Consider the following 24,843-nt stretch of genomic DNA (forward strand, 5'->3'; position numbering starts at 1 on the left):
AATGAATATGGAACCGATTGAAATTGGCCTGATTGTTTCGGGTGGGTTGCTGGTCTTTGTGGTGCTGGGGATGCGTGTGGCCTTTGCTGCGGGCATGGCAGGCATGATCGGCCTGATCTGGATTTTCTGGGCAAAATTTGGCTATGATCCGGGCCGCTTTGGCAAAGCTGTGACCGTGGCGGTGAAAACCGCAGGGCAGGTGCCACATTCCAAGGTATCGTCCCAAGCGCTCAGCCTGATCCCGACCTTTATCCTGATCGGGTATCTGGCCTATTACGCGGGCCTGACCAAAGCCCTGTTTGAAGCCGCCAAACGTTGGCTGGCTTGGGTGCCGGGCGGGTTGGCTGTGTCCACGGTGTTTGCCACGGCTGGATTTGCGGCCGTGTCTGGCGCATCTGTGGCCACATCTGCGGTGTTTGCACGGATCGCGATCCCGGAAATGCTGGCGCTGGGATATGACAAACGTTTTGCGGCAGGTGTTGTCGCGGCGGGGGGGACATTGGCGTCGCTGATCCCGCCGTCGGCGATCTTGGTGATCTATGCGATTATCGTGGAACAGGATGTGGGCAAATTGCTGTTGGCTGGGTTTATTCCCGGCGCCTTTTCCGCGCTGATCTATGGGCTGTTGATCATCGGAATGGCCATGACAATCAAAGGCTTCGGCCCGCCCGTATCCGGGTTTACGTGGCGCGAACGGTTTATGTCTTTGCCCCCCGCATTGCCGATTGTGTTTGTTGTCGTGACGATCATTTTCTTTGTCTACAACCCATTTGGCGGCGATGCATGGGGCACGCCCACCGAAGGCGGCGCAATCGGGGCCTTTGTCGTATTCTTGATGGCGCTATATCAAGGGATGCGTTGGAAACAGCTGCGCGATGCCTTGCTGGAAACCGCCAAGCTGAGCGTGATGATTTTCACCATCATTTGGGGCGTGCTGATCTATGTTCGGTTCCTTGGCTTTGCGCAATTACCCGCCGCGTTTTCCGATTGGATCACGTCCCTGACCATGTCGCCCATGTTGATCCTGATCTGCATCCTGTTGGCCTATGCGGTGCTGGGTATGTTCATGGATGCGATTGGCATGCTGTTGCTGACATTGCCGGTGGTGTATCCGGCGGTCATGGCGCTAAATGGCGGCGCTGATGTGGCGGCGATCGATTCCACCTTTGGGATGTCGGGGCCGATGTGTGCAATCTGGTTTGGGATTCTGGTGGTGAAAATGGCGGAATTCTGTCTGATCACACCACCCATTGGGTTGAACTGCTTTGTGGTGGCGGGCGTGCGCGATGACCTAAGCGTGCAGGACGTGTTCAAAGGCGTGACGCCGTTTTTCATCGCAGATGCCATCACCATCGGGTTGCTGGTCGCGTTCCCGGCGATTGTGTTGTGGTTGCCATCCCAAGTCTGACAAAACGAACAGACCGATAGAACCGAAACGGCGTGAACTGGCAGGTTTGCGCCGTTTTTCTGTATCAATTCAATATGTTTGCGCAGGTGGGTTTTCGAATGACCCCAGCATCCTTATCTAATGGTCCAGTATTTAAAGGAGCAAAACATGAATTGTCACGAAGTTGATTTTGAAATTTTTGGCGACGATATGCAGATCGTCGAGGTTGAACTGGACCCCAGCGAAACCGTGATCGCCGAAGCGGGCGCGATGAATTACATGGAAGACGGCATCGCCTTTGAGAGCAAAATGGGCGATGGCACCACCCCAACCAAAGGCGTGATGGGCGCGTTGATGAATGTGGGCAAACGGGTGCTGACCGGCGAAAGCATTTTCCTCACCCATTTTAGCAATCAGGGGCAGGGCAAAAAACGTGTCGCGTTTGCAGCCCCTTATCCGGGCAAAATTATCCCGATTGATATGGCCGAAATGGGCGGCGAACTGATCTGTCAAAAGGATGCGTTTTTATGTGCGGCCTTTGGCACGCGCACGGATATTGCCTTTCAGAAAAAGCTCGGCGCTGGGTTTTTTGGCGGCGAAGGGTTCATCCTGCAACGCCTGCGCGGTGACGGCATGGCCTTTGTGCATGTGGGCGGCACGGTGATCCGGCGTGAATTGCGCGCAGGCGAAACCCTGCGTGTTGATACGGGCTGTATCGCGGCGTTCACCGCAGGCGTGGATTATGACATCGAACGCGCGGGCAATCTGAAATCCATGGTGTTTGGCGGCGAAGGCCTGTTTCTGGCGACGTTGCGCGGCCCCGGCACCGTGTATCTTCAAAGCTTGCCATTTTCGCGTCTGGCCAACCGCGTGCTACAAGCAGGCAGCATCGGAGGCAGCAAAGGCGAAGGGTCTGTTCTGGGCGGGCTGGGGGATCTGTTCGGGGACAATTAACCGACAATTCGATCCTAACTGATCCTGACAGGGCTTTAAAACACGCTGGACTTGGGGGGCATTTCCGCTTCAACTCGGCACATGATATTGGCCCTGTCACATCCCATTTTTAGGTGCCTTTTTGCTGCGCAAATCTTGGCGTTGCTCGGCACGGGGCTGGCCAGTGTCGCGCTGGCCCTGATGGCGTTTGATTTGGCACCTGACCGGGCCGCGCGTGTATTGGCGACGGTCCTGACGATCAAAATGCTGGCCTATGTCTTTGTCGCGCCCTTGGCCCAAGGGGTGTTGGGGCATCTGCCACGGCGACAGGTTTTGATCGCGCTGGATATCATGCGTGCCCTGGCCGTCGCGGGGCTGTTTTTTGCCACAGATACATGGCAAATCTACGGGCTGATATTTTTGATGCAGGCCGCATCAGCGGGATTCACCCCAACGTTTCAGGCCACAATCCCCGATATTCTAACCGACGAAGACACCTATACCCAAGCCCTATCCCTGTCGCGATTGGCCTATGATCTAGAAAGCCTGATCAGCCCGGTTCTGGCAGCTATGCTGTTGTTTTTACTACCACCTGTTGGGTTGTTTATCCTCACGGGGGTTGGGTTTATCGCCTCGGCCCTGCTGATAAAATCGGTGAGCATTCCCAGTATCGCAACACAGCCTGCTCGATCATTTAAGGACCGGCTGACACGTGGTTCGCGAATTTATCTGGCGACCCCGCGGTTGCGGGGCCTATTGGCCCTGAACCTGTCCATCGCTGCGATTGCCGCAATGGTTCTGGTTAATACCGTTGTGTTGGTTCAGCAGGATTTGCATCTGTCCCAGCAACATGTCGCATTTGCCATCGCTGCATTTGGCGGGGGATCAATGCTGATTGCGCTGATCCTGCCGATGGGCTTGCGTCATTGGGCCGACCGCAATGTCATGATCTGGGGCGCGGTCGGGGCTTTGTGCTCACTTGTGATGTTGCTGATATCGTCATTTGTGAGCGGTCTGACTTGGGGCTATCTATTGATCAGTTGGGCCGGAATTGGAATGGGGTTTTCAGCCGTCATGACCCCATCTGGCCGGTTGCTGCGCCGGTCCGCCCATATCGAAGATCGCAGCGCTGTTTTTGCCGCGCAATTTGCACTGTCGCATATGTGTTGGCTGATCACCTATCCGCTGGCGGGCGTTTTGATGACCGGGCTTGGAACCTCAGCCGCATTGATCGGATTGGCATGTGTCGGGGCAATCGGGATTGGCATCGCCCTGATGGTTTGGCATGGAAATTTGGATCAAAGCCCGGCCCATGCTCATCCGGAATTGGCGCCTGATCACCCACATTTACAGGGGGCAGGGCCGCATCACCATCCGATAGTCATAGATGATCTGCACCACCATTGGCCGCGCATGCCCTAAATGACCACATTGGCATTTCAATCCGCAGGCACATGCTGTTACGCGGTTCCAATGTCCAACTGAACAGCATGCCCCCGCGTTATGCCTTTTGCGCTTGGTGCCACAGCTCAAATTCTTCGCTATGTTTGCGTTCAAATTTGGCTAAGGTTTTCGCAGAAAGCGGTGTGTCCATTTTCGGCGACACATTGCGCTGCGGCAGAGAAATGGACATTTCCAGTCGATCCTCAAGAAAAGCAATCAATTTGTCCATCTGTTCGTATTGAAACAGATGATCGACGCCCAAATTGCCGTCTTTATCAGTCAAAAACCGGGTTTGGGACCCTATATCTGCATAAGGTGGGCGGTTACCGCGGCAATAGGCATCCACAAATTCATCAAAATTGACCCCTTTGGTCGAATTGGGATGCCCGTCCAGATCGTCGCGGTGGCGATATCGGTACCAGGAACTCAACCGGCTAACCGGATCGCGAATGACCGCCAAAGTTTCCGGATCCAGACCACCGGCCTGTTTGAAAAACGGCTTTAGGAATCGCCGGTATCGATACACGGGCGAATGTTTCAGATGGGGCGGATTGCGCAAAACCATTGCGGCTTTGTGTTCCAGCGCGGCCATTAATGCGGTTGTTCCTGTTTTAGGAATCGACAATATCACCAGCTTTTGATCCCAAAAAACCAACATATTATGCAGCGCCTTTCGTAGGTTAGGGGCGTTTTCAATATGTAAACTACTCTTTAACCATGTTTGGGGGAAGCTAATTGAGGAAAAATTAACTTGAAATGTTCTCGTTTTGATCTCATAACAATTGAGAACAATCGCAGAACAAAGCGGCGATTGCTGCCCCCGTCGGGGTGTGGGATAAGGAAGCGAACATGGCAACGGCAGAGCTTTTCAATATGAAAGATAAAGCAGGCGCAGACAAACAGAAGGCCCTCGATTCGGCCCTGGCGCAAATTGAACGTCAATTTGGTAAAGGCTCGATTATGAAGCTGGGCGGCGAAAACGCCTTGCAGGAAATCGAAGCGACCTCAACCGGATCTTTGGGGCTGGATATCGCTCTGGGGATTGGCGGCATTCCCAAAGGGCGAATTGTTGAAATTTACGGTCCAGAAAGTTCCGGTAAAACCACGCTGACATTGCATTGTCTGGCAGAGGAACAGAAAAAAGGCGGCGTTTGCGCCTTTGTGGATGCGGAACATGCGCTGGACCCGCAATACGCCAAAAAGCTGGGTGTGAACCTGGACGAGTTGCTGATTTCGCAGCCCGACACCGGTGAACAAGCGCTTGAAATCGTGGACACTTTGGTGCGTTCCGGCGCCGTTTCAATGGTGATCGTCGATTCCGTGGCTGCGCTGACGCCAAAATCCGAACTCGAAGGTGATATGGGCGACAGCTCGGTCGGGGTGCATGCCCGTCTGATGTCGCAAGCGATGCGTAAATTGACCGGGTCGATCAACCGCACCAATTGCACCGTGGTCTTTATCAACCAAATTCGGATGAAAATCGGTGTGATGTTTGGCTCGCCCGAAACCACCACCGGGGGCAACGCGCTGAAATTCTACAGCTCGGTGCGTTTGGATATCCGCCGCATCGGTGCCCTAAAGGATCGCGACGAAGTTGTGGGCAACCAAACCCGCGTGAAAGTCGTGAAAAACAAGGTTGCGCCGCCGTTCAAACAGGTGGAATTCGACATCATGTATGGCGAAGGCATTTCCAAAATGGGTGAATTGCTGGATCTGGGCGTCAAAGCTGGCGTCGTCGAAAAGGCGGGATCGTGGTTCAGCTATGGCGATGAACGGATCGGGCAGGGGCGTGAAAACGCCAAAACTTTCCTGCGCGAAAACAAACAGATGGCCTATGAAATCGAAGATCAGATCCGTGCGGCGCATGGGTTGGACTTTGATGCGCCGCCAATCGGTGAAGGTGACGACGTCGTCGAAGCGTAACCCACCGTTGAATAATCAACAAAATGACGTGAAAGGCCGGGGTTTTCCCGGCCTTTTGCCGTTCTGGCTGGACGATGGGCGGACGGGGGGCTAAATTTGTAGAAACGCCAGATTTCTGGCCAGTCTTTGCCCATATCGCCCAAATGGACGCCGTTCCCAAAGGACCCTCATGACCAGCCTTGCAGATATCCGCACAACCTTTTTGAATTACTTTGAAAAAAACGGCCATCAGATCGTTGATTCATCGCCTTTGGTGCCGCGCAACGATCCCACGTTGATGTTCACCAATTCGGGTATGGTACAGTTCAAAAACCTGTTTACCGGCGTCGAAACCCGCGACTATCAGCGCGCAACCACATCTCAAAAATGTGTGCGCGCAGGGGGCAAACATAACGATCTGGACAATGTGGGCTACACCGCCCGTCACCACACATTTTTCGAAATGCTGGGCAACTTTTCATTTGGCGATTACTTTAAAAACGACGCTATTCCGTTCGCGTGGGAATTGATCACCAAGGAATTTGGCATCGACAAAGATCGTTTGTTGACAACGGTTTATCACACAGATGATGAAGCGTTCGAAATTTGGAAAAAGCTCGGCGTGCCCGAGGATCGCATCATTCGGATCGCGACATCAGACAATTTCTGGCAGATGGGCCCAACCGGTCCTTGTGGTCCATGTACCGAGATTTTCTTTGATCATGGCGATCACATTTGGGGTGGCCCTCCGGGCTCTGCGGACGAAGACGGCGACCGGTTTATTGAAATCTGGAACGTTGTGTTCATGCAGAACGAACAGTTCGAAGATGGCTCGATGAAGGCGCTGGACATGCAATCCATCGACACGGGCATGGGGCTGGAACGGGTGGCCGCGCTGCTGCAGGGCAGTCATGACAATTACCAAACCGATCTGTTCCGCGCGTTGATCGAAGCGTCGGCGCATGCCACCAACACCGACCCGTTTGGCGATCAAAACGTGCATCATCGCGTGATTGCCGATCATCTGCGGTCGACATCGTTCCTAATTGCCGAAGGTGTTCTGCCCTCGAATGAGGGGCGTGGCTATGTGCTGCGGCGGATCATGCGACGCGCCATGCGGCAGGCATCGCTGTTGGGCGCCAAGGACCCGATCATGCACAAATTGGTGCCGGCGTTGGTTCAGCAGATGGGCGCAGCCTATCCGGAACTGGCCCAAGGTCAGCGCCTGATCGAAGAGACATTGCTGCAAGAAGAAACCCGGTTCCGTACCACGCTGGATCGCGGGCTGAAATTGCTGGATGACGAAGTGTCCGGTCTGGCCGATGGTGCAAATCTGCCGGGCGAAGCAGCGTTTAAGCTCTATGACACCTATGGTTTCCCGCTGGATTTGACGCAGGATGCGTTGCGGTCCAAAGGCATCGAAGTGGACATTGACGGGTTTGACAGCGCCATGAAAGCGCAAAAAGAACAATCCCGCGCGGGTGGTATCGGGCTAGGCCAAGCCGAAGACGTCAAAGTTTATTACGACATTGCGGATAAACATGGCGCGACGGATTTTCTGGGTTACGAAACCGAAAAGGCCGAAGGTCAGGTGCAGGCTATTGTCGCTGACGGCGCGATTGTTCCCAGTGCCAAGGCGGGGGACAGCGTTCAGATCGTGCTGAATCAGACGCCGTTTTACGGTGAATCCGGTGGTCAGGTCGGCGATATGGGCCAGATTAAGGTCGATGGCGGCGTGGCAAACGTGACCGACACCAAAAAGATCGAAGGCCTGTTCCTGCATATCGCCACCGTGACCGAGGGCGAAATCACAACCGGGCAGGGCGCCGAATTGATCGTGGACCACGACCGTCGCAGCAACATCCGCGCCAACCATTCTGCGACCCATTTGTTGCACGAAGCATTGCGCAATGCGCTGGGGGATCATGTGGCCCAAAAGGGATCGTTGAATGCGCCGGATCGGCTGCGGTTTGATTTTTCCCATGGCCAGGCGGTGTCTGCGGCTGATCTGAAACAGATCGAGGCCGAAGTGAACGCCATGATCCGTCAAAACACCGCTGTTGAAACCCGGATTATGACGCCGGACGATGCGCGCGCAATCGGTGCGCAGGCCTTGTTCGGTGAAAAATATGGCGACGAGGTACGCGTTGTGTCCATGGGCCACGCGCCAACCGGCAAAGGCGCGGATGGCAACACCTATTCGCTGGAATTGTGTGGCGGGACCCATGTGCGGCAAACCGGCGATATCGGTGCCTTTGTATCGCTGGGCGACAGTGCATCATCCGCAGGTGTGCGCCGGATCGAGGCACTGACTGGGCAGGCGGCGTTGGATTATTTGGCCGCCAAAGACACGACATTGGCCGAAACGGCTGCGGTGCTGAAAACGGCGGCGGCAGATGTTCCTGACCGGGTCAAAGCCCTGATGGAAGAGCGCAAATCCCTGACCAACGAGGTGGCACAATTGCGTCGCGAACTGGCGATGTCAGGCGGAGCGACCGCAGCCCCGGAAACCAAAACCATCAACGGTATCCCGTTCCGCGCACAGGTTTTATCTGGTGTGACCGGCAAAGATTTGCCCGCCTTGATTGACGGGATCAAAGCAGAAATGGGATCAGGTGCGGTGTTGTTGATCGCGGATGCCAATGGCAAAGCCGCTGTGGCCGCCGGTGTCACCGCTGATTTAACGGACAAAGTATCTGCCGTGGATATCCTGCGCGCTGCGACACCTGAACTGGGTGGCAAAGGCGGCGGCGGTCGCCCTGATATGGCCCAAGGCGGCGGATCAGATGCCAGCAACGCACCGGCCGCAATCGCGGCTGCCGAAAAAGTATTGGAGGGTTAAATGCCTGCACTTTGGATTGCAAATGTGACCGTGACGGATGCGGAATCTTATGCCAAATACGCCGAATTGGCGGGGCCGGCGATTGCCAAACATGGCGGGCATTTTATTGCCCGCGCGGGCCGGTTTGTGCAACTTGAAGGGCGTGAACGTCCGCGCAATGTTGTGGCGAAATTCGACAGCGTCGAAGCCGCAGAAGCCTGCTATCACAGCCCAGAATACCAAGAGGCGCTGGATCATGCACGCGGCGCATCAGAACGGGAATTGATGATCGTGGAAACCACAGAATAGGTTTTTGTCGGTTTAAACACTCAAACAAAAGGGCCCCAAATCGGGGCCCTTTTTTATTCCTAAATGTCGCCTTGCCTTAGCTGGCGCGGGACTGACGTTTACGCTCATGTGGGTCCAGGTACCGCTTGCGCAGACGGACAACATTTGGCGTGACCTCAACCAATTCATCGTCGTCGATATAGGCAATCGCCTCTTCGAGCGACATGGTGATGGGCGTGGTCAGACGCACGGCTTCGTCGGTGCCGGATGCGCGCACGTTGGTCAGCTTTTTGCCTTTCAACGGGTTCACTTCCAGATCGTTGTCACGTGAATGTTCACCGATGATCATGCCGGTATAAACGTCGGCCTGCGCGCCAATGAACATCTTGCCGCGATCCTCAAGGTTCCACAGGGCAAAGGCCACGGATTGGCCGTTTTCCATGGAAATCAGCACACCGCGATGACGTCCGGGGATTTTACCTTTGTGGGGGGCCCAGTCGTGGAAAATCCGGTTCAACACGCCAGATCCGCGTGTATCCGTCAGGAATTCCCCGTGATAGCCGATCAGACCGCGCGACGGCACATGGGCCACGATGCGGGTTTTGCCAGCGCCAGCGGGGCGCATTTCGACCAGATCGCCTTTGCGTGAACCGGTCAGTTTTTCGATCACGGTCCCGGAATATTCGTCATCCACATCGATGGTGACTTCTTCGATTGGCTCCATCCGTTCGCCGTCGATTTCCTGAAAAATCACGCGAGGACGCGAAATCGACAGTTCAAAACCTTCGCGACGCATGTTTTCGATCAAAACACCCATCTGCAATTCACCGCGACCCGCGACGTCAAAGGCTTCACCGCCTTCGGTGTCGGTCACTTTGATTGCGACGTTGACTTCGGCTTCTTTCATCAGGCGTTCGCGGATCACGCGCGACTGAACTTTTTTGCCATCCCGACCCGCAAGCGGCGAATCGTTGATGCCAAACATGACAGAAATGGTTGGTGGATCGATCGGTTGGGCAGGGATCGCCTCTTCGACGGCGACGTCACAGATCGTGTCGGCAACGGTTGCCTTGGTCATGCCTGCCAGCGACACGATATCGCCTGCCTCGGCCACGTCGATCGGGGCCTGCGCCAAACCACGGAAGGCGAGGATTTTGGACACTCGGAATTGTTCGATCTTGGTGCCGTCACGCGACAAAGCCTTGACGGTTTCGCCCGCTTTCAATGTGCCGCTTTCGACGCGACCGGTCAGGATACGGCCGATAAACGGATCTGCACCCAATGTTGTGGCCAACATGCGGAACGGCTCGGCACGGGCTTCGATCTGTTTGGGGGCCGGGACGTGATCAACGATTGTTTCAAACAATGCGGTCAGATCTTTGCGGGGACCATCCAGTTCTTTGTCACACCAGCCGGACCGGCCAGAGGCATAAAGATGTGGAAAATCAAGCTGTTCATCCGTTGCGTCCAGTGACGCAAACAGGTCAAACACTTCGTCCAATGCGCGATCAGGTTCGCCATCAGGTTTGTCGACTTTGTTCACAACCACGATGGGGCGCAGGCCCAGGCCCAGGGCCTTGGAGGTCACAAATTTGGTTTGTGGCATTGGACCTTCGGCAGCGTCGACCAGCAAAACAACCCCGTCCACCATGGACAGAATGCGTTCAACTTCGCCACCGAAATCGGCGTGACCGGGCGTATCAACGATGTTGATGCGCATGCCATTCCATTCGACGGATGTCGCTTTGGCCAGAATTGTGATGCCGCGCTCACGTTCCAGATCGTTGCTGTCCATGGCCCGTTCGGCCACAGCTTGGTTTTCCCGGAACGCGCCGGATTGTTTCAGTAGTTCGTCAACCAGCGTTGTTTTGCCGTGGTCAACGTGTGCGATAATCGCAATATTACGCATGTCCATTGGGATGCCCTTCTCGAAGCTTGCGCCGCCCATACAATGCAGGCGCAGAAAAGGCTAGGGGAGGATGGGTGTTTTCCCCGCTTTAACCAAGTCTGTCGTAAATGGCCCCGATTTGGAGGTGGTGTGATTGGGGATTAATGGGTTGTGCTGTTTGAAAACAAATGGATCACTGCGATGCCTGCCACGATCATCACCAGTCCCAAAATGGCCGCCAGATCGAGTTTTTGATTGAAAACAACCACGCCGATGGCTGCGATCAAAACGATGCCCAATCCCGACCAGAGGGCATAAACGATGCCAACCGGCATGAATTTCAGCGTCATGCCCAACAAATAGAACGCCAACCCATAGGCAATCACAACCACGATACTGGGCCCTATCCGGGTGAATTGTTGGCTGGCCTGAAGCGCGGTTGTGCCAATGGTTTCCGCGACAACAGCAAAGAAAAGCAAGATATAAGGCATGGGCACAATCCGTTACAAAGGAAGTTCGGTCGTGTCTTTGAGCTCTTCCATCACAAAGCTGGCGGACACGTCAGACATATCAATTTTTTCGATCAATTGCTGGTATAAACGGTCATAATCGGCCACATCAGCGACACGGGCCATGATCAAATAATCCAGATCTCCGGTCATGCGATAGGCCCCTTGGATTTCAGGAATGGTGCGCACCGCGCGGGCAAAATCGCGCAACCATGCGGCGTCATGCCGGGCGGCGTGGATTTGAATGCAAACGGACAATCCCAACCCCAAAGCGGCCGCATCGAGCAAAGCGACCCGTTTACGGATCATTCCAGAGGCTTCTAATGCTTTGATCCGACGCCAGCACGCATTGCGCGACAGGCCCACAACGTCGCCCAGTGATTCCAGACTTTGATCGGCGTCACGTTGTAGTTGCTGCAGGATTTGTCGGTCTATGGTGTCAATGTTGCTCATATTTCAAACTTATGTGGAAAATTTCCCAATTTCAATCTTGAATGATTGATCTTTGGGATCGCTTTGCAGGGTGGCTGCGGCAAACTGGGATCAGCATCACATATGACCCAAGGAACAGCCCCATGATGAACCGCATTTTTCTGGACCATCCCCGCGCCGTCGATGAAAGCTATCTGCAACATGCATGGTTTGCGGCAAAGTTTTCGTTCTGGTTGTTTGCCGCGGCGTTTGCCGCCTTGATCCATGCATTTGTGCCTGCCGCATGTGAAAAAACCGCCAGCCGGATCACGGCGCGGCTTTATGCCAAAACCCATAATCGGGGTCAGTAAAGGGATAAATCCATGTGCCGTTGGGCGGCCTATCTGGGCCAAGATATTTACCTGTCGGATGTGTTGATCGCACCGGCACATTCCTTGATCGCACAATCACGCGCAGCGTCGGAATGTAAAACTGCAACCAATGCGGATGGGTTTGGTATTGCGTGGTATGGGGATCGTCCGGAGCCGGGACTATTTCGCGATGTGTTGCCGGCTTGGTCGGACCCAAACCTGCAATCGCTGGCACATCAGGTGAACTCGGGGCTGTTTTTGGCCCATGTGCGCGCCTCAACCGGGACGGCCACCAGCCGGAACAATTGCCACCCCTTTGTTTGTGGCGGTCTGAGCTTTATGCATAATGGACAGATTGGTGGCTTTGATGCTTTGCGCAAATCAGCGGATATGCTGATCCCCGATGCGCTATATGGCGATCGAAAAGGCGCCACCGATAGCGAAGCGCTGTTTTTGGTGGCCGTGGGAATGGGATTGCAGACCGCGCCGTTGGCGGCGATGGAACAAGCGGTCGCAACCTTTGAGCATCTTTCAAAAACCCATGGCGCTGCGCCTCATATCCGGCTCGCTGCGGCGTTTTCTGATGGCAAACGGCTCTTTGCTGTGCGCTATTCATCAGACACGATTGCCCCGACATTGTATTACCGTTGGAGCGAAAGCCGTCGGGGATGGGCCGTGGTGTCAGAGCCGCTGGAACAGGAAAGCGGCTGGATCGAAGTGCCCGCCGGGTCGTTCTGTGTCTTTGAGGGTGAAAACGTTGAAATTCAACCGTTTAGACCTATTTTGCAATATAGCGATCCCGTCGGTGATTGAGGGTAATCACCATGTTCAGGATCACCGCGCCCAGCAGTGACCACGCGACCATTTCCCACGGAAACAACACAAACGCCAAGGCAAACACCATCGCATCAAACCCCAGCTGCACATGGCCAGCTTTGATGTTGCGGGTGTCCTGCAGATACATCGCAATCACGCCAATGCCGCCCAATGTTGCCCCATGTCGAAACAGGATCAACAGCCCCGCGCCCCCGGTGATGCCTGTCAAAATCGCGGCCAATCCGGGGTGCAGATAGCTGATCAGGAACACATGTGGAACAAGTGTGGTCAGAACCGACAGCAACGCAACCGCGCAGAATGTTTTGATCGTGAACGCCCAGCCCATGCGGCGGATCGCCAGCCAATAAAACGGCAAGTTCAGCACAAAGAAGATCAGACCGAACGATGTGCCCGTCGCGTAGGACCCTACCAAGGACAGGCCCGCGATTTGGCCGGTGATCAATCCACCCGCGCGCATCAGATGCACGGTCAGCGCCATCAAAACAGCACCAGTGACGACACCCAGAATGTCTTCGATCAGGGAATGGCGGGTCGGGGTTGCGGGTTCAAGCAGGGTCATCGTGTTTGCCTATGGCGCAATCATGAAAAGGGCCAGTCAGAAAGGAATGTGACGGTCATCAAGGGGCAAAGGGCCGCAGGATTGGGCCCTTTGCACAGTATTTACGCCGCCAAAGCCGCGTTCAGGTTTTCTTCGATTTTTTCGAGGAACCCCATCGTGGTCAGCCATTTCTGATCCGGACCGACCAGCAGGGCCAGATCCTTGGTCATAAAGCCGCTTTCGACCGTATCAACGATGACTTTTTCCAAAGTATCGGCAAAATTCATCAACTGGTCATTGTCGTCCAGCTTGGCGCGGTGTTTCAGCCCACCGGTCCATGCAAAAATCGACGCGATCGAATTGGTCGACGTGGCCTGACCCGCCTGATGTTGGCGATAGTGGCGGGTCACGGTGCCATGGGCGGCCTCGGCTTCGACGATTTTGCCGTCTGGCGTCATCAGCTGTGATGTCATCAAACCAAGCGAGCCAAAGCCCTGCGCAACAGTGTCGGATTGCACGTCGCCATCATAGTTTTTACAGGCCCAGACAAAACCGCCATTCCATTTCATCGCGCAGGCGACCATGTCGTCGATCAGGCGGTGTTCATAGGTGATCCCGGCTTCTTTGAATTTGTCGGCAAATTCGGCATCAAACACCTCTTGGAACAGGATCAGAAACTGACCGTCATATTGTTTGAGGATGGTGTTTTTAGTCGACAGATAGACCGGCCAACCCAGCGACAATCCGTAATTGAACGAGGCGCGCGCAAAATCGCGGATGGAATCATCCAGATTATACATGCCCATAAACACACCGGATTTGGGCGCTTGGAACACTTCGCGTTCATCCACGGTGCCGTCTTCGCCAACAAATTTCATCGTCAGCGTGCCGGGGCCGTCAAATTTCATATCCGTGGCGCGATATTGATCACCATAGGCATGGCGGCCGATCACAATCGGTTTGGTCCAGCCCGGTACCAGACGTGGCACATTGGAACAGATGATGGGCTGGCGGAACACAACGCCGCCCAGAATGTTGCGGATCGTCCCATTGGGGGACCGCCACATTTTTTTCAGGCCAAATTCCTCAACGCGTGCCTCATCGGGGGTGATGGTCGCACATTTGACGGCCACACCGATTTCTTTTGTCTTTTCAGCGGCATCGATGGTGATTTGGTCATCGGTTGCATCGCGCGATTCAATGCCCAGATCGTAATAGAGCAGGTCAATATCCAGATAGGGCAGGATCAGTTTGTCTTTGATGAACTGCCAGATGATGCGGGTCATCTCGTCGCCGTCCATTTCAACGATGGGGTTCGCTACCTTGATTTTCGTCATGGGGATTCCCTTTTTGCGTTCGGATTACGCGCCAAATATCGCAAATCAGCCGCCATGTGAAGCGTTGTATGCAATTGTATACGAATTAAGTGATCTCAGATCGCAGCGCGGGGGAACACCGCGATGTTCCCCCGTATTATATCCCGGTTTTATGCGTCGGGCGTGGTTAAAAAACGGTTGATGACCGCTTGGTTTTGCAGATGCCCATCTGGGTCAGCCTGTGTTTTCAGCGCACAGAATTTTTCACCCCAATCCGAGGTGCGCAAGCGAATAGGGGGCGTGTCGGACAGGGCGCAATTCAGCACGACTTCTGCCACTTCATCCACGGTTTGGTACAGGCCTGCCTCTTCGGCGCGGCTTTGGGCACCGCTGACATAGGCCTGCAAAACGGGCAGATATTCGTCATCCAGCATGCCGCCGGTATCCATAACCTGTTTCAAGGCACGATCAGCAAATTCAGACCGAATGCCGCCGGGCTGAACGGTTGTGAAATGCAGACCAAATGTCGATCCAACATAAGTGGCAAGGCTTTCGGTGAAGCCTTCGACGGCAAATTTTGCCGCGCAGTAGATTTCGTTGAACGGCTGGCCAACCAGACCACCAACGGACGAAATGTTGATCACATGACCTGCACGTGCAGCCCGCATATGCGGCAGGGCTGCGCGGGTGGTGCGCACCACACCGGTAAAGTTAACATCCATGACGTCCTGAATGGTTTTGATGTCTGTTTGCTCAATGTTGCGTACAAACCCAGACCCGGCATTGTTGACCAGAACATCAATTTTTCCAGTTTTCTCAATGATCTGCGCAATCGCATTTTCAACGCTTGCATCATCTTGCACATCCAGCTGCACGATGTCTGCGCTGACACCAGCATCTGATAATGCGGCGTTTAATTTGTCGGCCTTGGCCGGGTTGCGCATGGTGGCAAAGGTGCGAAACCCTGCCTTGGCGGCCTGTACCGCAATGGCGAGCCCAAGCCCGGTGGAAGCGCCGGTAACAACAAAGGTTTTATCTATAGATGACATGTTTGATCTTTCTGTCCTGTTTCCGGGACAGAGGTAGAACAATTTTCAAAAAGTACAATTGTTTTTTTACTTTTTGACGGAGCCGGGCCTGTTTTGGGTAAACCACAGGTCAATTCGGGTCTTTAAGGCGTCCCAAATGGCAGGGGCCCCACGGCGCACTTTGACACCGACGCGCGTTTCAAGCTGATCCGGGGTGACGTTATATTCTGGCCACGTGCCGCCATCGGTTTCCAGATTGGAAATCACCGGCTGCACGCGATCAATGGATTTGGCAAAGACTGCATCATCGGATTGCGCGGCTTCGAATTCTTCCCAGAGGGCGCGGAATTCGGCGTTTTGATCCGCAGGCAAAAGCCCAAAAATCCGATCCGCAGCTTTTTGTTCGATGGCGGCCTGATGATCCGCATCCACAGCGCCATGAATAGGGGTGTCACCGGCATCGATTTCAACCAAATCATGCAGCAACAGCATTTTGATCACGCGGTCCACATTCACCGGGCGGGTCGCATGTTCGGCCATTACCAACGCATAGAGCGCGATGTGCCAGCTGTGTTCAGCCGTGTTTTCGCGGCGTGATTTATCGCAAAGCTTGGTGGCGCGCAGAACCGATTTCAGCCTGTCGGCCTCAATCAAAAAGGCCAGTTGGGCTGAAATGCGATCCATATGCTAATCCTGCGTTGCGGCCAGAGATTTGGCGCGGGCGTTCAGGAAATCGTGGGCCTTGCGAGCAGCAAGACGCATCCTGATTTCGGTCAAAAAGGCTTCTTCTAGGGATTGAGACGACGCTGCGAGCACTTCGCCAATCTCAACATATAGGCGGTCCTGGCCTGTGGCGTCCTGAACTTTCAGAACCTCCAGCGCCAGATCCGCCGCAAGTGTATCAAGCGTGCTCATTACCGGGTGTTTTCCGTCAGGCGGCGGCGCACATAGCCTGTTACGCTGTCGATCATCCCATCCATATAAGGATCCTCAAAGAAGTGGCCTGCGCCGTCGACTTCTTCGTGGGTGATGGTGATGCCTTTTTGTTCGTGCAGCTTGTTCACCAAATTGGTGGTGTCCTGCGGCGGGGCCACGCGGTCAGCAGATCCGTTGATCATCAAACCAGAGGACGGGCAGGGCGCCAAAAAGCTGAAATCATACATATTGGCCGGGGGCGAGACGCTGATGAAACCGGTGATTTCCGGGCGACGCATCAGCAATTGCATCCCGATCCAAGCCCCAAACGAAAAGCCAGCAACCCAGCAATGTTTGGAATTTGTGTTCATGGATTGCAGGTAGTCCAGCGCAGATGCCGCATCAGACAATTCGCCAACACCCTGATCGTATTCGCCCTGTGACCGGCCAACGCCGCGGAAATTAAACCGCAATACAGTGAAGCCCATATTATAGAACGCATAGTGCAGATTATAGACGACGCGATTGTTCATCGTGCCGCCAAACTGCGGATGCGGATGCAAAACAATGGCAATGGGCGCATCACGATCCTTTTGTGGATGGTAGCGGCCTTCGAGCCGACCCTCTGGGCCGGGAAAGATGACTTCGGGCATTTTGGCGTCCCTGATTAGGAGGGTGCCGACATGTTGACGAAAACACTCAGGCACCTTAGAAGGATTCTAAATCCGGGATCTTTGGGCCCGGTTGCAGGAAAGCAGTTAAATCTGCTGAGTGGTAACGTCAATGAAAATGGCCCATTTGGGCGATAATTCTGGCTCAAACGGGTAATGAAATTGGCCCCTTAGCCGGGGAATGGGCCCCAAAAGGGTCACAATGCCGTAAATCGGACGGGGGAAACGATGAAGCTGAGCACCAAAGGTCGTTACGCAATGGTCGCCCTGTCTGATCTGGCGCTGCAGCCGGATGGTGCGCTTGTTTCATTGGGGGAAATTTCCAAACGGCAGGATATTTCACTGGCCTATCTGGAACAATTGTTCGTGAAATTACGCCGCGCAGAGCTGGTTGAATCTGTGCGCGGACCCGGCGGCGGGTATCGTTTGGCGCGCCCCACCAGTGATATCCGTGTGTCCGAAATTTTAGGCGCCGTGGATGAAACCGTGGATGCGATGCACAAAGGGGCAGGCGCGTCGGGTGCCGCATCCGGATCACGGGCGCAATCCCTGACCAACCGACTGTGGGAAGGCCTGTCGGCCCATGTTTATGTCTATTTGCACCAGACCCGTTTGTCAGATGTGATCAGCAATGAATTGGTGCCTTGTCCGGCCGTGCCAACCTTGTTTGAGGTGGTGGATGATGAGTGAGCGTGATCCAAATGGGCGCATTCTGCGCGCTGGATGTGCTTTGAGCATCGCTCAAAGCTGTGGGTGGCCTGCATGATCCGGACCTATTTGGATCATAATGCAACCGCGCCCCTGCGCAGTTGTGCGCGCGATGCGATGATCGCGGCGATGGGGGTGATCGGCAATCCATCCAGTGTGCATGGCGAAGGACGCGCCGCCAAAGGCATTATCGAAAAGGCCCGCCAGCAGGTGGCCGCGGCGGTTGGGTGTCATGCGGATGAGGTGATCTTTACCTCGGGCGCATCAGAAGCGGCGGCATTGGCGTTGGCGGGGCGGGACCTGTCCTGTGCCGGTGTGGAACATGATTGTGTGCAGGTCTGGGCCGACCCGACCCTGCCGGTGGATGCCAACGGGCGGATAGAAATCACCGATCCAAGCCTGTCAGCCGTGCAATTGGCCAATAGCGAAACCGGGATTTTGCAGGAATTGCCACAGGGCCTTGCCTTGGTGGATGCGGTGCAGGCGGTTGGGCGTGTGCCATGGTCGTTTGCGTGGTCGGGCGCGCAAATGGCATTGCTGTCAGCGCATAAATTTGGCGGCCCCAAAGGTGTCGGTGCCTTGATCGTCAAACGTGGTCTGGATGTGGCGGCGCAATTGCGTGGCGGCGGTCAGGAAATGGGGCGTCGGGCGGGCACTGAAAACGTGATTGGTATCGCAGGCATGGGGGCTGCGGCCCAAGCTGCGGCGCAAGATCAAAGTGATGGCACATGGGATCGGATCGCGACATTGCGCGATTTCATGGAAGAGGCCATTGCAGCGGCGTCAAAAGAGACTATTTTTGTCGGGAAAGGGGCGGCCCGCCTGCCCAATACCAGCAATTTTATAACCCCAAACTGGAAAGGAGAAACGCAAGTGATGAATATGGATCTTGCTGGGTTTTCCGTCAGCGCCGGATCGGCCTGTTCCAGCGGCAAGGTAAAGGCCAGCAAAGTGTTGTTGGCCATGGGATTTGATGAAATGCAGGCGTCCAGCGCCATCCGCGTTTCGTTGGGACCGCAAACCACAAAAGATGAGGTCGAGCAGTTCGCCACGGCCTGGGAACGAACATATAAGCGGCACGCGCAAAGAGCGGCCTGAGGAGAGAAGATGTCTGCGATTGATAAAATCGAAGTAAAAGAAGGCGTTGATCAGGAAACGGTCGATGCGGTGCGTGAATTATCAGGCACTTATAAATACGGTTGGGAAACCGAGATCGAAATGGAATACGCCCCCAAAGGCGTGAATCCAGACATCGTAAAACTGATTTCCGACAAAAACGAAGAACCTCAATGGATGACCGATTGGCGGCTTGAGGCGTTTGCGCGTTGGGAAAACCTAGAAGAGCCTACATGGGCGTTGGTGGAATATCCTGAGATTGATTTTCAGGATCAGTATTATTATGCCCGCCCCAAATCCATGGAAGTGAAACCCAAATCGCTGGACGAAGTGGATCCCAAGCTGCTGGAAACCTACAACAAATTGGGTATTCCATTAAAAGAGCAAGCGTTGCTGGCGGGGGTCGAAGCCCCCGAAGAAGAGCGCAAAGTTGCTGTAGATGCTGTGTTTGACAGCGTGTCTGTGGGCACCACATTTCAGGCCGAATTGAAAAAGGCCGGCGTGATTTTCTGTTCGATTTCAGAAGCGATCCGTGAACATCCCGAATTGGTCAAAAAATACCTCGGCACTGTGGTGCCTGCATCCGACAATTTCTATGCGACGCTGAATTCGGCGGTGTTTTCGGATGGCTCATTTGTATATGTGCCGCCCGGCGTGCGCTGCCCGATGGAATTGTCGACCTATTTCCGGATCAATGCTGAAAATACCGGTCAGTTTGAACGCACATTGATCATCGCCGATAAAGGCAGCTATGTCAGCTACTTAGAAGGCTGTACCGCGCCGCAACGTGACGTGGCCCAGCTGCATGCGGCGGTGGTGGAAATCATCATCGAAGAAGATGCCGAAGTGAAATATTCGACCGTTCAGAACTGGTATCCAGGTGATGAAAACGGCAAAGGCGGCATTTATAACTTTGTGACCAAACGGGCCGATTGCCGCGGTGATCGCGCCAAAATCATGTGGACTCAGGTCGAAACCGGGTCCGCTGTGACGTGGAAATATCCGTCCTGTATTCTGCGCGGGGATGACAGCCAGGGTGAATTTTATTCCATCGCCATCGCCAACAACATGCAGCAGGCCGATACGGGCACCAAAATGGTGCATCTGGGCAAAAACACCAAGTCGCGCATCGTGTCCAAAGGCATCAGCGCGGGCAGGGCGCAAAACACCTATCGCGGGCTGGTGTCGATGCATCCAAAAGCCAAAGACAGCCGCAACTATACCCAATGTGACAGCCTGTTGATTGGTGATCAATGTGGGGCCCATACCGTGCCGTATATCGAGGTGCGCAACAATTCTTCGCGTGTGGAACACGAAGCAACCACATCCAAGGTGGATGACGAACAGATGTTCTATTGTCGCCAGCGTGGCATGGACGAAGAAGAGGCGGTCGCGCTGATCGTCAACGGCTTTGCCAAAGAGGTTCTACAAGCGCTTCCGATGGAATTTGCGATGGAAGCTCAACAACTTGTGGCGATTTCTTTGGAAGGATCAGTGGGCTAAAATGCACCCCGTCGACGACACAAAACCGGTTCAGGAATTTGAGCAAATGCTCAATGAGATCGAAAACGGGACAAAAACCGCGCGGTTTGGATTCCATCCTGCCATCACGGTTTTTGCCTGTGTTTCACTGATCGCGTTCCTGTTGTTGTCGTTGGTGCCGTTTTCCTGGATGACTGTTTTTGTCCAATTGGTTTTGGCTTTGGCAATCGGCGCATATATCGGGCGCAAAATGTTCCAACGCGCAATGCGTACTGTGCAGATTAATCCTGCTAAGGCGTCAAAATGATCAGGGTGAGGAATTTATAAATGCGTATCGCCCTGACATCAGCCGCATTAACGGGTGCGTTTTGCGCAGGCTTTGTCGTTTTGATCGACAAATTGGCCGGCATGTTACCGCTTGCGCCGGTCATCGTGCTGTCTTTTCTTTCGGGCTTTTTGGGGTCGCTGTTTGCGCGATTTGTGATGGGACGTAAAAATGACTGACATTATCGAACGTCCCGTTTTAACCATGCCCGAAGCAGAGGCGGATTGGCTGCGCAGCGCCTATGCCGAGGCCAATGTGATCTTGGAATATGGGTCCGGTGGTTCCACGGTGATGGGCGCTGAAATGGGTGAGAAAACCATTTTTTCGGTGGAAAGTGATCGGAAATGGGCCGGAATGATGCAGGATTGGTTTGATGCAAATGAAACCAAATCCGACGTGCATATTCAGCCCGTTTGGGTCGGCCCGACCGGCAAATGGGGCACGCCGACCAAAAATGAAACCCACGGAAAATGGCCCAAATATCCGTTGAAAATATGGGATTTAGAAACCTTTCAACATCCCGATGTTGTGTTGGTGGATGGGCGGTTTCGCACCGCGTGTTTTCTGGCCACCCTGTTTCGCATCACCAAACCGGTGACGCTTTATTTCGACGATTATATCGATCGCGAACACTATCACATGGTCGAAGATTTTGTGCCCCGCACTGAAACGCGCGGGCGCATGGCGCGCTTTGATCTGACACCGCAGGTGATCAAACCCGAAAACCTGCTGAAAATCATAACTGAATTTGCGAAAAAACGCTGAGACCCAAAAGGGTTTTTAGGAGAGAAAATGCTGAATATCAAAGGTCTGGAAGTCAAACTTGAAGATGAGGATAAGCAAATCCTCAAAGGTGTTGATCTGGTGTTGGAGCCGGGCAAAGTGCACGCGATCATGGGGCCGAACGGGTCTGGTAAATCCACTTTGTCTTATGTTTTGTCCGGCCGTGACGGATACGAAGTGACCGGTGGAACCGCTACGCTGGACGGCGAGGATCTGTTGGAACTGGAAGCCGAAGAACGCGCCGCGGCTGGGCTTTTCCTTGCGTTTCAATATCCGGTCGAAATTCCGGGTGTGGGCAACATGACCTTCCTGCGCACCGCCGTGAATGCACAGCGCAAAGCCCGCGGAGAAGAAGAGCTGAGCGCCGGTGATTTCCTAAAAACCATCCGTGCCAAGGCGAAAACCCTGAAAATCGACGCCGACATGTTGAAACGACCGGTCAATGTTGGTTTCTCTGGTGGTGAGAAAAAGCGTAACGAAATCCTACAGATGGCGATGCTAGAGCCCAAGATGTGCATCTTGGACGAAACGGATTCCGGGTTGGATGTGGACGCAATGAAACTGGTGTCCGAAGGCGTGAATGCGCTGCGCAACGAAGAACGCACATTCCTCGTGATCACCCATTACCAACGTCTGTTGGACCATATCAAACCTGATGTCGTGCACATCATGGCTGATGGCAAAATCGTAAAAACCGGCGGTCCAGAGCTGGCTCTGGAAGTGGAACAAAACGGCTATGGCGATCTGCTGGCCGAGGTGGCCGCCCAATGAGACGCGCTGCCTTAAAACAAGCCAAACAGGACGCGGCCCAAAGCCGTGTTGACGGCCTGTCGCTGCCCGCAGGGGCAGGTTGGGCGAATGATCTGCGTCAGGCGGCCCTGGCCCGTGTGCTGGATATGGGTCTGCCCAATCGTCAGGACGAATATTGGAAATGGACCAACCCGGCATCGTTAACCTCTGACACGGCCCCCAAAGCCGCTGTTTTTCAGTCCGACGAAACCCCGGTTTTTGATGGGATCGACCGTCTGAAAATCGTGTTTGTGGATGGTGTGTTTGACGCGGATGCCTCTGATGATCTGTCATTGGAAGGGGTGAGCATTGAACGCCTGTCGGATGTGATGGCGACGGATATTCACTGGGCCAAAGACATGTATGGCGCCTTAGAAGCCGACAGTCATGAGGTTGTGGAACGCCCCATTCATGCGCTGAATACGGCCATGGCCACAGATGGGATCGTGATCCGTGCAACGGATGCCGCGAGCAAACCCATCAATCTGATTTACCTCCATAAATCAGATGCTTCTGATGTGGTGTTACACCATTTGGTCAAGGTCGAAGAAGGTGCGAATGTAACCATTCTGGAAAATGGTCCGGGGGCTGCGCGCCTGTCCAAAGGCATGGAAGTGTCCGTCGCTGACGGCGCAACCTTTAACCATGTACGTGCACAGGGACGCGATCATGAACGCCGGGCATTGACCGGTTTGTTTGCGCGTATTGGCACCGAAAGCACCTTCAAAAGCTTTACGCTGACGGTTAACGGCGTGTTGACCCGCAACGAGGCGTGGATCGACATTGTTGGCAATGATGCCACCGCGCATATAGCAGGTGCTGCCTTGGGCGACGGTGATGATTTTAACCATGATGACACGGTTTTTATCACACATGCGGGGCTAGCATGTGAAAGCCGCCAAGTGTTCAAAAAGGTGCTGCGCAACGGTGCGACGGGCATTTTTCAGGGCAAAATCCTGGTCAAAGAGGGCGCTCAGAAAACCGACGGGTATCAGAAATCCCAGTCGTTGTTGTTGGATGACGATGCCCGGTTCCTGGCCAAGCCAGAGCTGGAAATTTACGCCGATGACGTGGCCTGTTCACATGGGTCCACATCCGGTGCCATCGACGACGAAGCGCTGTTTTATCTGAAATCACGTGGTGTGCCCGAAGTGGACGCTGTGAACCTGCTGACATTGGCATTTTTGGCCGAAGCGCTGGAAGAGATCGAAGATGAACGCCTGTCTGATGATCTGCGTGACCGGCTGGAAGGCTGGCTGGACCGGCATTCAAAATAATGTCGGTGACACAGGATATCGTGGCAACGTGGCGGCGGCCGGGCCGGGTGGTTCGGCGGCTGCTGGATGATGGAATGGATGACGGAACGTTGATCTACCTGACGTTGATCACCTGCGTCTTGATCTTTGTTGCGCAAACGCCATTTCAATCCCGAGAAGCGTTTTTGGACCCGTCCATTCCACTGTCATCCCGCCTGTTTTGGAGCGGGCTGTTCTTTGTGGTGGTGATGCCGATCATTCTCTATTTAATCGCAGCGCTGAGCCATGTGATCGCAGGTTTTTTCGGGGGCAAAGGCCGCTGGATTGATGCGCGTTTTGCCTTGGTTTGGGCACTGTTGGCCGTGACACCATTGACGTTGCTACGTGGCATGGTGGCCGGTTTCATCGGGGTTAGCCCGGCGTTGCAATTGACGACGTTCCTTTGGGTCGTTGCGTTTTTTGCGTTTTGGGTCAGGGGCTTAATCGTGGCCGAAACCCAGAAAACGTTCGGAGCTGAATAATGCCATCCGCAAGTACGCGCCAACATTTGTTAGATTTCGGTCTGCAAACCATCACAAATCCACGCAGCGTTGCCCAGTCGATTGTCGCGCTGCACTTTTCGCGGGATATCGGGTGGTTGCTGATGGTTCTGGCCATCACATTGAATGGCCTGTTTGTCGGAGTCGGGGCCTATCTGGTGCCTGAGGTTTACGATTCAATATTCCCGGGGATTGTCCTAACGCCGATTACGTTTTCGATCATATCGGGGGGGATGCTGATTATTTCAGTGTTCACTGTTTTTTACACGGGTTTGATGCTGGGCGGTCAGGGGCGATTTTCGGACGCGATCATGCTGACGGCGTGGTTGAACTTTGTGATGGTTGTTCTGCTGGGCGCACAATTGTTGCTTACGTTTGTGTCGCCTTTGTTGGGTGTGATTGCGACGGTTGCCCGTTTTGTTATTGGCCTACGCGGTTATGTGATTTTCACGGATGTCATGCTGAATTTCGACAATGTGGGCCGCGCGGTTTTGACCTTGTTTATTGCGTTTGCCGGTTCGGTTCTGGGCCTATCCCTTATATTAGCGCTGATCGGTGTTGGCGCGGCCGCAGGAGGCGGTTGAACG

Annotated in this window: 28 protein-coding genes; 18 read left to right on the top strand and 10 right to left on the bottom strand. The window is 54.3% G+C overall.

Annotated features, from left to right (window positions below; all coding sequences use genetic code 11):
* Window positions 1-7: 7 nt before the first annotated feature.
* The 3 genes from AB1F12_RS07645 (at window position 8) to AB1F12_RS07655 (ending at window position 3,742) form a co-directional block, all read left to right on the top strand.
* Window positions 8-1,408: a TRAP transporter large permease gene (locus AB1F12_RS07645; protein WP_368187882.1), complete on the top strand. Its 1,401-nt coding sequence runs from the start codon at window positions 8-10 to the stop codon at window positions 1,406-1,408.
* Window positions 1,409-1,555: 147 nt separating this feature from the next.
* On the top strand, window positions 1,556-2,341 hold the full coding sequence (locus AB1F12_RS07650) for a TIGR00266 family protein (RefSeq protein ID WP_368187885.1): 786 nt from the start codon (window positions 1,556-1,558) through the stop codon (window positions 2,339-2,341).
* A gap of 135 nt (window positions 2,342-2,476) precedes the next feature.
* On the top strand, window positions 2,477-3,742 hold the full coding sequence (locus tag AB1F12_RS07655; RefSeq protein WP_368187886.1) for an MFS transporter: 1,266 nt from the start codon (window positions 2,477-2,479) through the stop codon (window positions 3,740-3,742).
* A gap of 79 nt (window positions 3,743-3,821) precedes the next feature.
* Here AB1F12_RS07655 and AB1F12_RS07660 read toward each other — a convergent pair whose 3' ends face one another.
* A complete protein-coding gene (locus AB1F12_RS07660) occupies window positions 3,822-4,421 on the bottom strand; it encodes a sulfotransferase family 2 domain-containing protein (protein ID WP_368187888.1) in 600 nt (199 codons plus the stop codon).
* Window positions 4,422-4,612: 191 nt separating this feature from the next.
* Here AB1F12_RS07660 and recA point away from each other — a divergent pair, with 191 nt between their 5' ends.
* The 3 genes from recA (at window position 4,613) to AB1F12_RS07675 (ending at window position 8,795) form a co-directional block, all read left to right on the top strand.
* Window positions 4,613-5,686, top strand: coding sequence for a recombinase RecA (gene recA / locus AB1F12_RS07665; RefSeq protein ID WP_368187891.1), 1,074 nt, complete (start codon window positions 4,613-4,615; stop codon window positions 5,684-5,686).
* Between the two features lie 169 nt (window positions 5,687-5,855).
* On the top strand, window positions 5,856-8,507 hold the full coding sequence (gene alaS / locus AB1F12_RS07670; RefSeq protein ID WP_368187892.1) for an alanine--tRNA ligase: 2,652 nt from the start codon (window positions 5,856-5,858) through the stop codon (window positions 8,505-8,507).
* The gene (locus AB1F12_RS07675; protein ID WP_368187894.1) at window positions 8,508-8,795 is read left to right on the top strand and encodes a DUF1330 domain-containing protein; all 288 of its coding nucleotides are present in this window, start codon (window positions 8,508-8,510) and stop codon (window positions 8,793-8,795) included.
* Between the two features lie 76 nt (window positions 8,796-8,871).
* On the opposite strand, the gene typA is transcribed toward AB1F12_RS07675, so the two are convergent.
* From typA to AB1F12_RS07690, 3 genes are all read right to left on the bottom strand, one after another.
* Complete coding sequence (gene typA / locus AB1F12_RS07680; RefSeq protein ID WP_368187896.1) at window positions 8,872-10,689, bottom strand: translational GTPase TypA; 1,818 nt, start codon at window positions 10,687-10,689, stop codon at window positions 8,872-8,874.
* Window positions 10,690-10,823: 134 nt separating this feature from the next.
* Entirely contained in the window at window positions 10,824-11,159 is a 336-nt protein-coding gene (locus AB1F12_RS07685) for a multidrug efflux SMR transporter (protein ID WP_368187897.1), read from the bottom strand.
* Between the two features lie 6 nt (window positions 11,160-11,165).
* A complete protein-coding gene (locus AB1F12_RS07690) occupies window positions 11,166-11,624 on the bottom strand; it encodes an Lrp/AsnC family transcriptional regulator (RefSeq protein ID WP_368187900.1) in 459 nt (152 codons plus the stop codon).
* 122 nt (window positions 11,625-11,746) lie between these two features.
* On the opposite strand from AB1F12_RS07690, the gene AB1F12_RS07695 reads away from it, so the two are divergent.
* Window positions 11,747-11,953 carry a DUF6356 family protein gene (locus AB1F12_RS07695; RefSeq protein WP_368187901.1) on the top strand — a complete coding sequence of 69 codons (207 nt, stop codon included), beginning with the start codon at window positions 11,747-11,749 and terminating at the stop codon, window positions 11,951-11,953.
* Window positions 11,954-11,965: 12 nt separating this feature from the next.
* On the top strand, window positions 11,966-12,766 hold the full coding sequence (locus AB1F12_RS07700; protein WP_368187904.1) for a class II glutamine amidotransferase: 801 nt from the start codon (window positions 11,966-11,968) through the stop codon (window positions 12,764-12,766).
* Here AB1F12_RS07700 and AB1F12_RS07705 read toward each other — a convergent pair.
* The 6 genes from AB1F12_RS07705 to AB1F12_RS07730 all read right to left on the bottom strand — a co-directional run bounded on the left by AB1F12_RS07705 (window position 12,732) and on the right by AB1F12_RS07730 (window position 17,240).
* Window positions 12,732-13,349: a YitT family protein gene (locus tag AB1F12_RS07705; RefSeq protein ID WP_368187906.1), complete on the bottom strand. Its 618-nt coding sequence runs from the start codon at window positions 13,347-13,349 to the stop codon at window positions 12,732-12,734. The genes AB1F12_RS07700 and AB1F12_RS07705 overlap by 35 nt on opposite strands.
* 101 nt (window positions 13,350-13,450) lie before the next feature.
* On the bottom strand, window positions 13,451-14,665 hold the full coding sequence (locus AB1F12_RS07710) for an NADP-dependent isocitrate dehydrogenase (protein ID WP_368187908.1): 1,215 nt from the start codon (window positions 14,663-14,665) through the stop codon (window positions 13,451-13,453).
* A 149-nt stretch (window positions 14,666-14,814) separates the two neighbouring features.
* A complete protein-coding gene (locus tag AB1F12_RS07715; protein ID WP_368187909.1) occupies window positions 14,815-15,693 on the bottom strand; it encodes an SDR family oxidoreductase in 879 nt (292 codons plus the stop codon).
* Between the two features lie 66 nt (window positions 15,694-15,759).
* Entirely contained in the window at window positions 15,760-16,356 is a 597-nt protein-coding gene (locus AB1F12_RS07720; RefSeq protein ID WP_368187910.1) for an HD family hydrolase, read from the bottom strand.
* A gap of 3 nt (window positions 16,357-16,359) precedes the next feature.
* Window positions 16,360-16,587, bottom strand: a complete 228-nt coding sequence (locus tag AB1F12_RS07725; protein ID WP_368187912.1) for a hypothetical protein — start codon at window positions 16,585-16,587, stop codon at window positions 16,360-16,362.
* Window positions 16,587-17,240 carry an alpha/beta hydrolase gene (locus AB1F12_RS07730; RefSeq protein ID WP_368187913.1) on the bottom strand — a complete coding sequence of 218 codons (654 nt, stop codon included), beginning with the start codon at window positions 17,238-17,240 and terminating at the stop codon, window positions 16,587-16,589. The genes AB1F12_RS07725 and AB1F12_RS07730 overlap by 1 nt, the downstream gene beginning before the upstream one ends.
* 246 nt (window positions 17,241-17,486) lie before the next feature.
* Here AB1F12_RS07730 and AB1F12_RS07735 point away from each other — a divergent pair, with 246 nt between their 5' ends.
* The 10 genes from AB1F12_RS07735 to AB1F12_RS07780 all read left to right on the top strand — a co-directional run bounded on the left by AB1F12_RS07735 (window position 17,487) and on the right by AB1F12_RS07780 (window position 24,840).
* On the top strand, window positions 17,487-17,948 hold the full coding sequence (locus tag AB1F12_RS07735; protein ID WP_368187914.1) for an Rrf2 family transcriptional regulator: 462 nt from the start codon (window positions 17,487-17,489) through the stop codon (window positions 17,946-17,948).
* A 72-nt stretch (window positions 17,949-18,020) separates the two neighbouring features.
* Entirely contained in the window at window positions 18,021-19,064 is a 1,044-nt protein-coding gene (locus AB1F12_RS07740; RefSeq protein WP_368187916.1) for a cysteine desulfurase family protein, read from the top strand.
* Window positions 19,065-19,073: 9 nt separating this feature from the next.
* Window positions 19,074-20,585, top strand: coding sequence for a Fe-S cluster assembly protein SufB (gene sufB, locus AB1F12_RS07745; RefSeq protein ID WP_368187918.1), 1,512 nt, complete (start codon window positions 19,074-19,076; stop codon window positions 20,583-20,585).
* A 1-nt stretch (window position 20,586) separates the two neighbouring features.
* Window positions 20,587-20,871, top strand: a complete 285-nt coding sequence (locus AB1F12_RS07750; RefSeq protein ID WP_368187919.1) for a hypothetical protein — start codon at window positions 20,587-20,589, stop codon at window positions 20,869-20,871.
* Window positions 20,872-20,891: 20 nt separating this feature from the next.
* On the top strand, window positions 20,892-21,068 hold the full coding sequence (locus AB1F12_RS07755; RefSeq protein ID WP_368187921.1) for a hypothetical protein: 177 nt from the start codon (window positions 20,892-20,894) through the stop codon (window positions 21,066-21,068).
* Window positions 21,061-21,654, top strand: a complete 594-nt coding sequence (locus tag AB1F12_RS07760; RefSeq protein WP_368187923.1) for a hypothetical protein — start codon at window positions 21,061-21,063, stop codon at window positions 21,652-21,654. Before AB1F12_RS07755 ends, AB1F12_RS07760 begins: the two co-directional genes overlap by 8 nt.
* A gap of 27 nt (window positions 21,655-21,681) precedes the next feature.
* Window positions 21,682-22,443, top strand: coding sequence for a Fe-S cluster assembly ATPase SufC (gene sufC, locus AB1F12_RS07765; protein ID WP_368187925.1), 762 nt, complete (start codon window positions 21,682-21,684; stop codon window positions 22,441-22,443).
* Window positions 22,440-23,738 carry a Fe-S cluster assembly protein SufD gene (sufD, locus tag AB1F12_RS07770; protein WP_368187927.1) on the top strand — a complete coding sequence of 433 codons (1,299 nt, stop codon included), beginning with the start codon at window positions 22,440-22,442 and terminating at the stop codon, window positions 23,736-23,738. The genes sufC and sufD overlap by 4 nt, the downstream gene beginning before the upstream one ends.
* Before the next feature lie 5 nt (window positions 23,739-23,743).
* Window positions 23,744-24,238 (top strand): YIP1 family protein, encoded by a 495-nt coding sequence (locus AB1F12_RS07775; protein ID WP_368187928.1) that lies wholly within the window; start codon window positions 23,744-23,746, stop codon window positions 24,236-24,238.
* Window positions 24,238-24,840: a YIP1 family protein gene (locus AB1F12_RS07780; protein ID WP_368187929.1), complete on the top strand. Its 603-nt coding sequence runs from the start codon at window positions 24,238-24,240 to the stop codon at window positions 24,838-24,840. Before AB1F12_RS07775 ends, AB1F12_RS07780 begins: the two co-directional genes overlap by 1 nt.
* The last annotated feature ends 3 nt before the right edge of the window (window positions 24,841-24,843 follow it).

It is taken from the genome of Aestuariibius sp. HNIBRBA575, assembly GCF_040932005.1.
GTDB lineage: Bacteria > Pseudomonadota > Alphaproteobacteria > Rhodobacterales > Rhodobacteraceae > CANLNM01.

Bases quoted from the DNA above. Each gene is read 5' to 3' on its own strand.
- AB1F12_RS07645 (WP_368187882.1), top strand. From the start codon at position 8: ATGGAACCGATTGAAATTGGCCTGATTGTTTCGGGTGGGTTGCTGGTC.
- AB1F12_RS07650 (WP_368187885.1), top strand. From the start codon at position 1,556: ATGAATTGTCACGAAGTTGATTTTGAAATTTTTGGCGACGATATGCAG.
- AB1F12_RS07660 (WP_368187888.1), bottom strand. From the start codon at position 4,421: ATGTTGGTTTTTTGGGATCAAAAGCTGGTGATATTGTCGATTCCTAAA.
- recA (WP_368187891.1), top strand. From the start codon at position 4,613: ATGGCAACGGCAGAGCTTTTCAATATGAAAGATAAAGCAGGCGCAGAC.
- alaS (WP_368187892.1), top strand. From the start codon at position 5,856: ATGACCAGCCTTGCAGATATCCGCACAACCTTTTTGAATTACTTTGAA.
- AB1F12_RS07675 (WP_368187894.1), top strand. From the start codon at position 8,508: ATGCCTGCACTTTGGATTGCAAATGTGACCGTGACGGATGCGGAATCT.
- typA (WP_368187896.1), bottom strand. From the start codon at position 10,689: ATGGACATGCGTAATATTGCGATTATCGCACACGTTGACCACGGCAAA.
- AB1F12_RS07690 (WP_368187900.1), bottom strand. From the start codon at position 11,624: ATGAGCAACATTGACACCATAGACCGACAAATCCTGCAGCAACTACAA.
- AB1F12_RS07695 (WP_368187901.1), top strand. From the start codon at position 11,747: ATGATGAACCGCATTTTTCTGGACCATCCCCGCGCCGTCGATGAAAGC.
- AB1F12_RS07700 (WP_368187904.1), top strand. From the start codon at position 11,966: ATGTGCCGTTGGGCGGCCTATCTGGGCCAAGATATTTACCTGTCGGAT.
- AB1F12_RS07705 (WP_368187906.1), bottom strand. From the start codon at position 13,349: ATGACCCTGCTTGAACCCGCAACCCCGACCCGCCATTCCCTGATCGAA.
- AB1F12_RS07710 (WP_368187908.1), bottom strand. From the start codon at position 14,665: ATGACGAAAATCAAGGTAGCGAACCCCATCGTTGAAATGGACGGCGAC.
- AB1F12_RS07715 (WP_368187909.1), bottom strand. From the start codon at position 15,693: ATGTCATCTATAGATAAAACCTTTGTTGTTACCGGCGCTTCCACCGGG.
- AB1F12_RS07720 (WP_368187910.1), bottom strand. From the start codon at position 16,356: ATGGATCGCATTTCAGCCCAACTGGCCTTTTTGATTGAGGCCGACAGG.
- AB1F12_RS07725 (WP_368187912.1), bottom strand. From the start codon at position 16,587: ATGAGCACGCTTGATACACTTGCGGCGGATCTGGCGCTGGAGGTTCTG.
- AB1F12_RS07730 (WP_368187913.1), bottom strand. From the start codon at position 17,240: ATGCCCGAAGTCATCTTTCCCGGCCCAGAGGGTCGGCTCGAAGGCCGC.
- AB1F12_RS07735 (WP_368187914.1), top strand. From the start codon at position 17,487: ATGAAGCTGAGCACCAAAGGTCGTTACGCAATGGTCGCCCTGTCTGAT.
- AB1F12_RS07740 (WP_368187916.1), top strand. From the start codon at position 18,021: ATGATCCGGACCTATTTGGATCATAATGCAACCGCGCCCCTGCGCAGT.
- sufB (WP_368187918.1), top strand. From the start codon at position 19,074: ATGTCTGCGATTGATAAAATCGAAGTAAAAGAAGGCGTTGATCAGGAA.
- AB1F12_RS07750 (WP_368187919.1), top strand. From the start codon at position 20,587: ATGCACCCCGTCGACGACACAAAACCGGTTCAGGAATTTGAGCAAATG.
- AB1F12_RS07755 (WP_368187921.1), top strand. From the start codon at position 20,892: ATGCGTATCGCCCTGACATCAGCCGCATTAACGGGTGCGTTTTGCGCA.
- AB1F12_RS07760 (WP_368187923.1), top strand. From the start codon at position 21,061: ATGACTGACATTATCGAACGTCCCGTTTTAACCATGCCCGAAGCAGAG.
- sufC (WP_368187925.1), top strand. From the start codon at position 21,682: ATGCTGAATATCAAAGGTCTGGAAGTCAAACTTGAAGATGAGGATAAG.
- sufD (WP_368187927.1), top strand. From the start codon at position 22,440: ATGAGACGCGCTGCCTTAAAACAAGCCAAACAGGACGCGGCCCAAAGC.
- AB1F12_RS07780 (WP_368187929.1), top strand. From the start codon at position 24,238: ATGCCATCCGCAAGTACGCGCCAACATTTGTTAGATTTCGGTCTGCAA.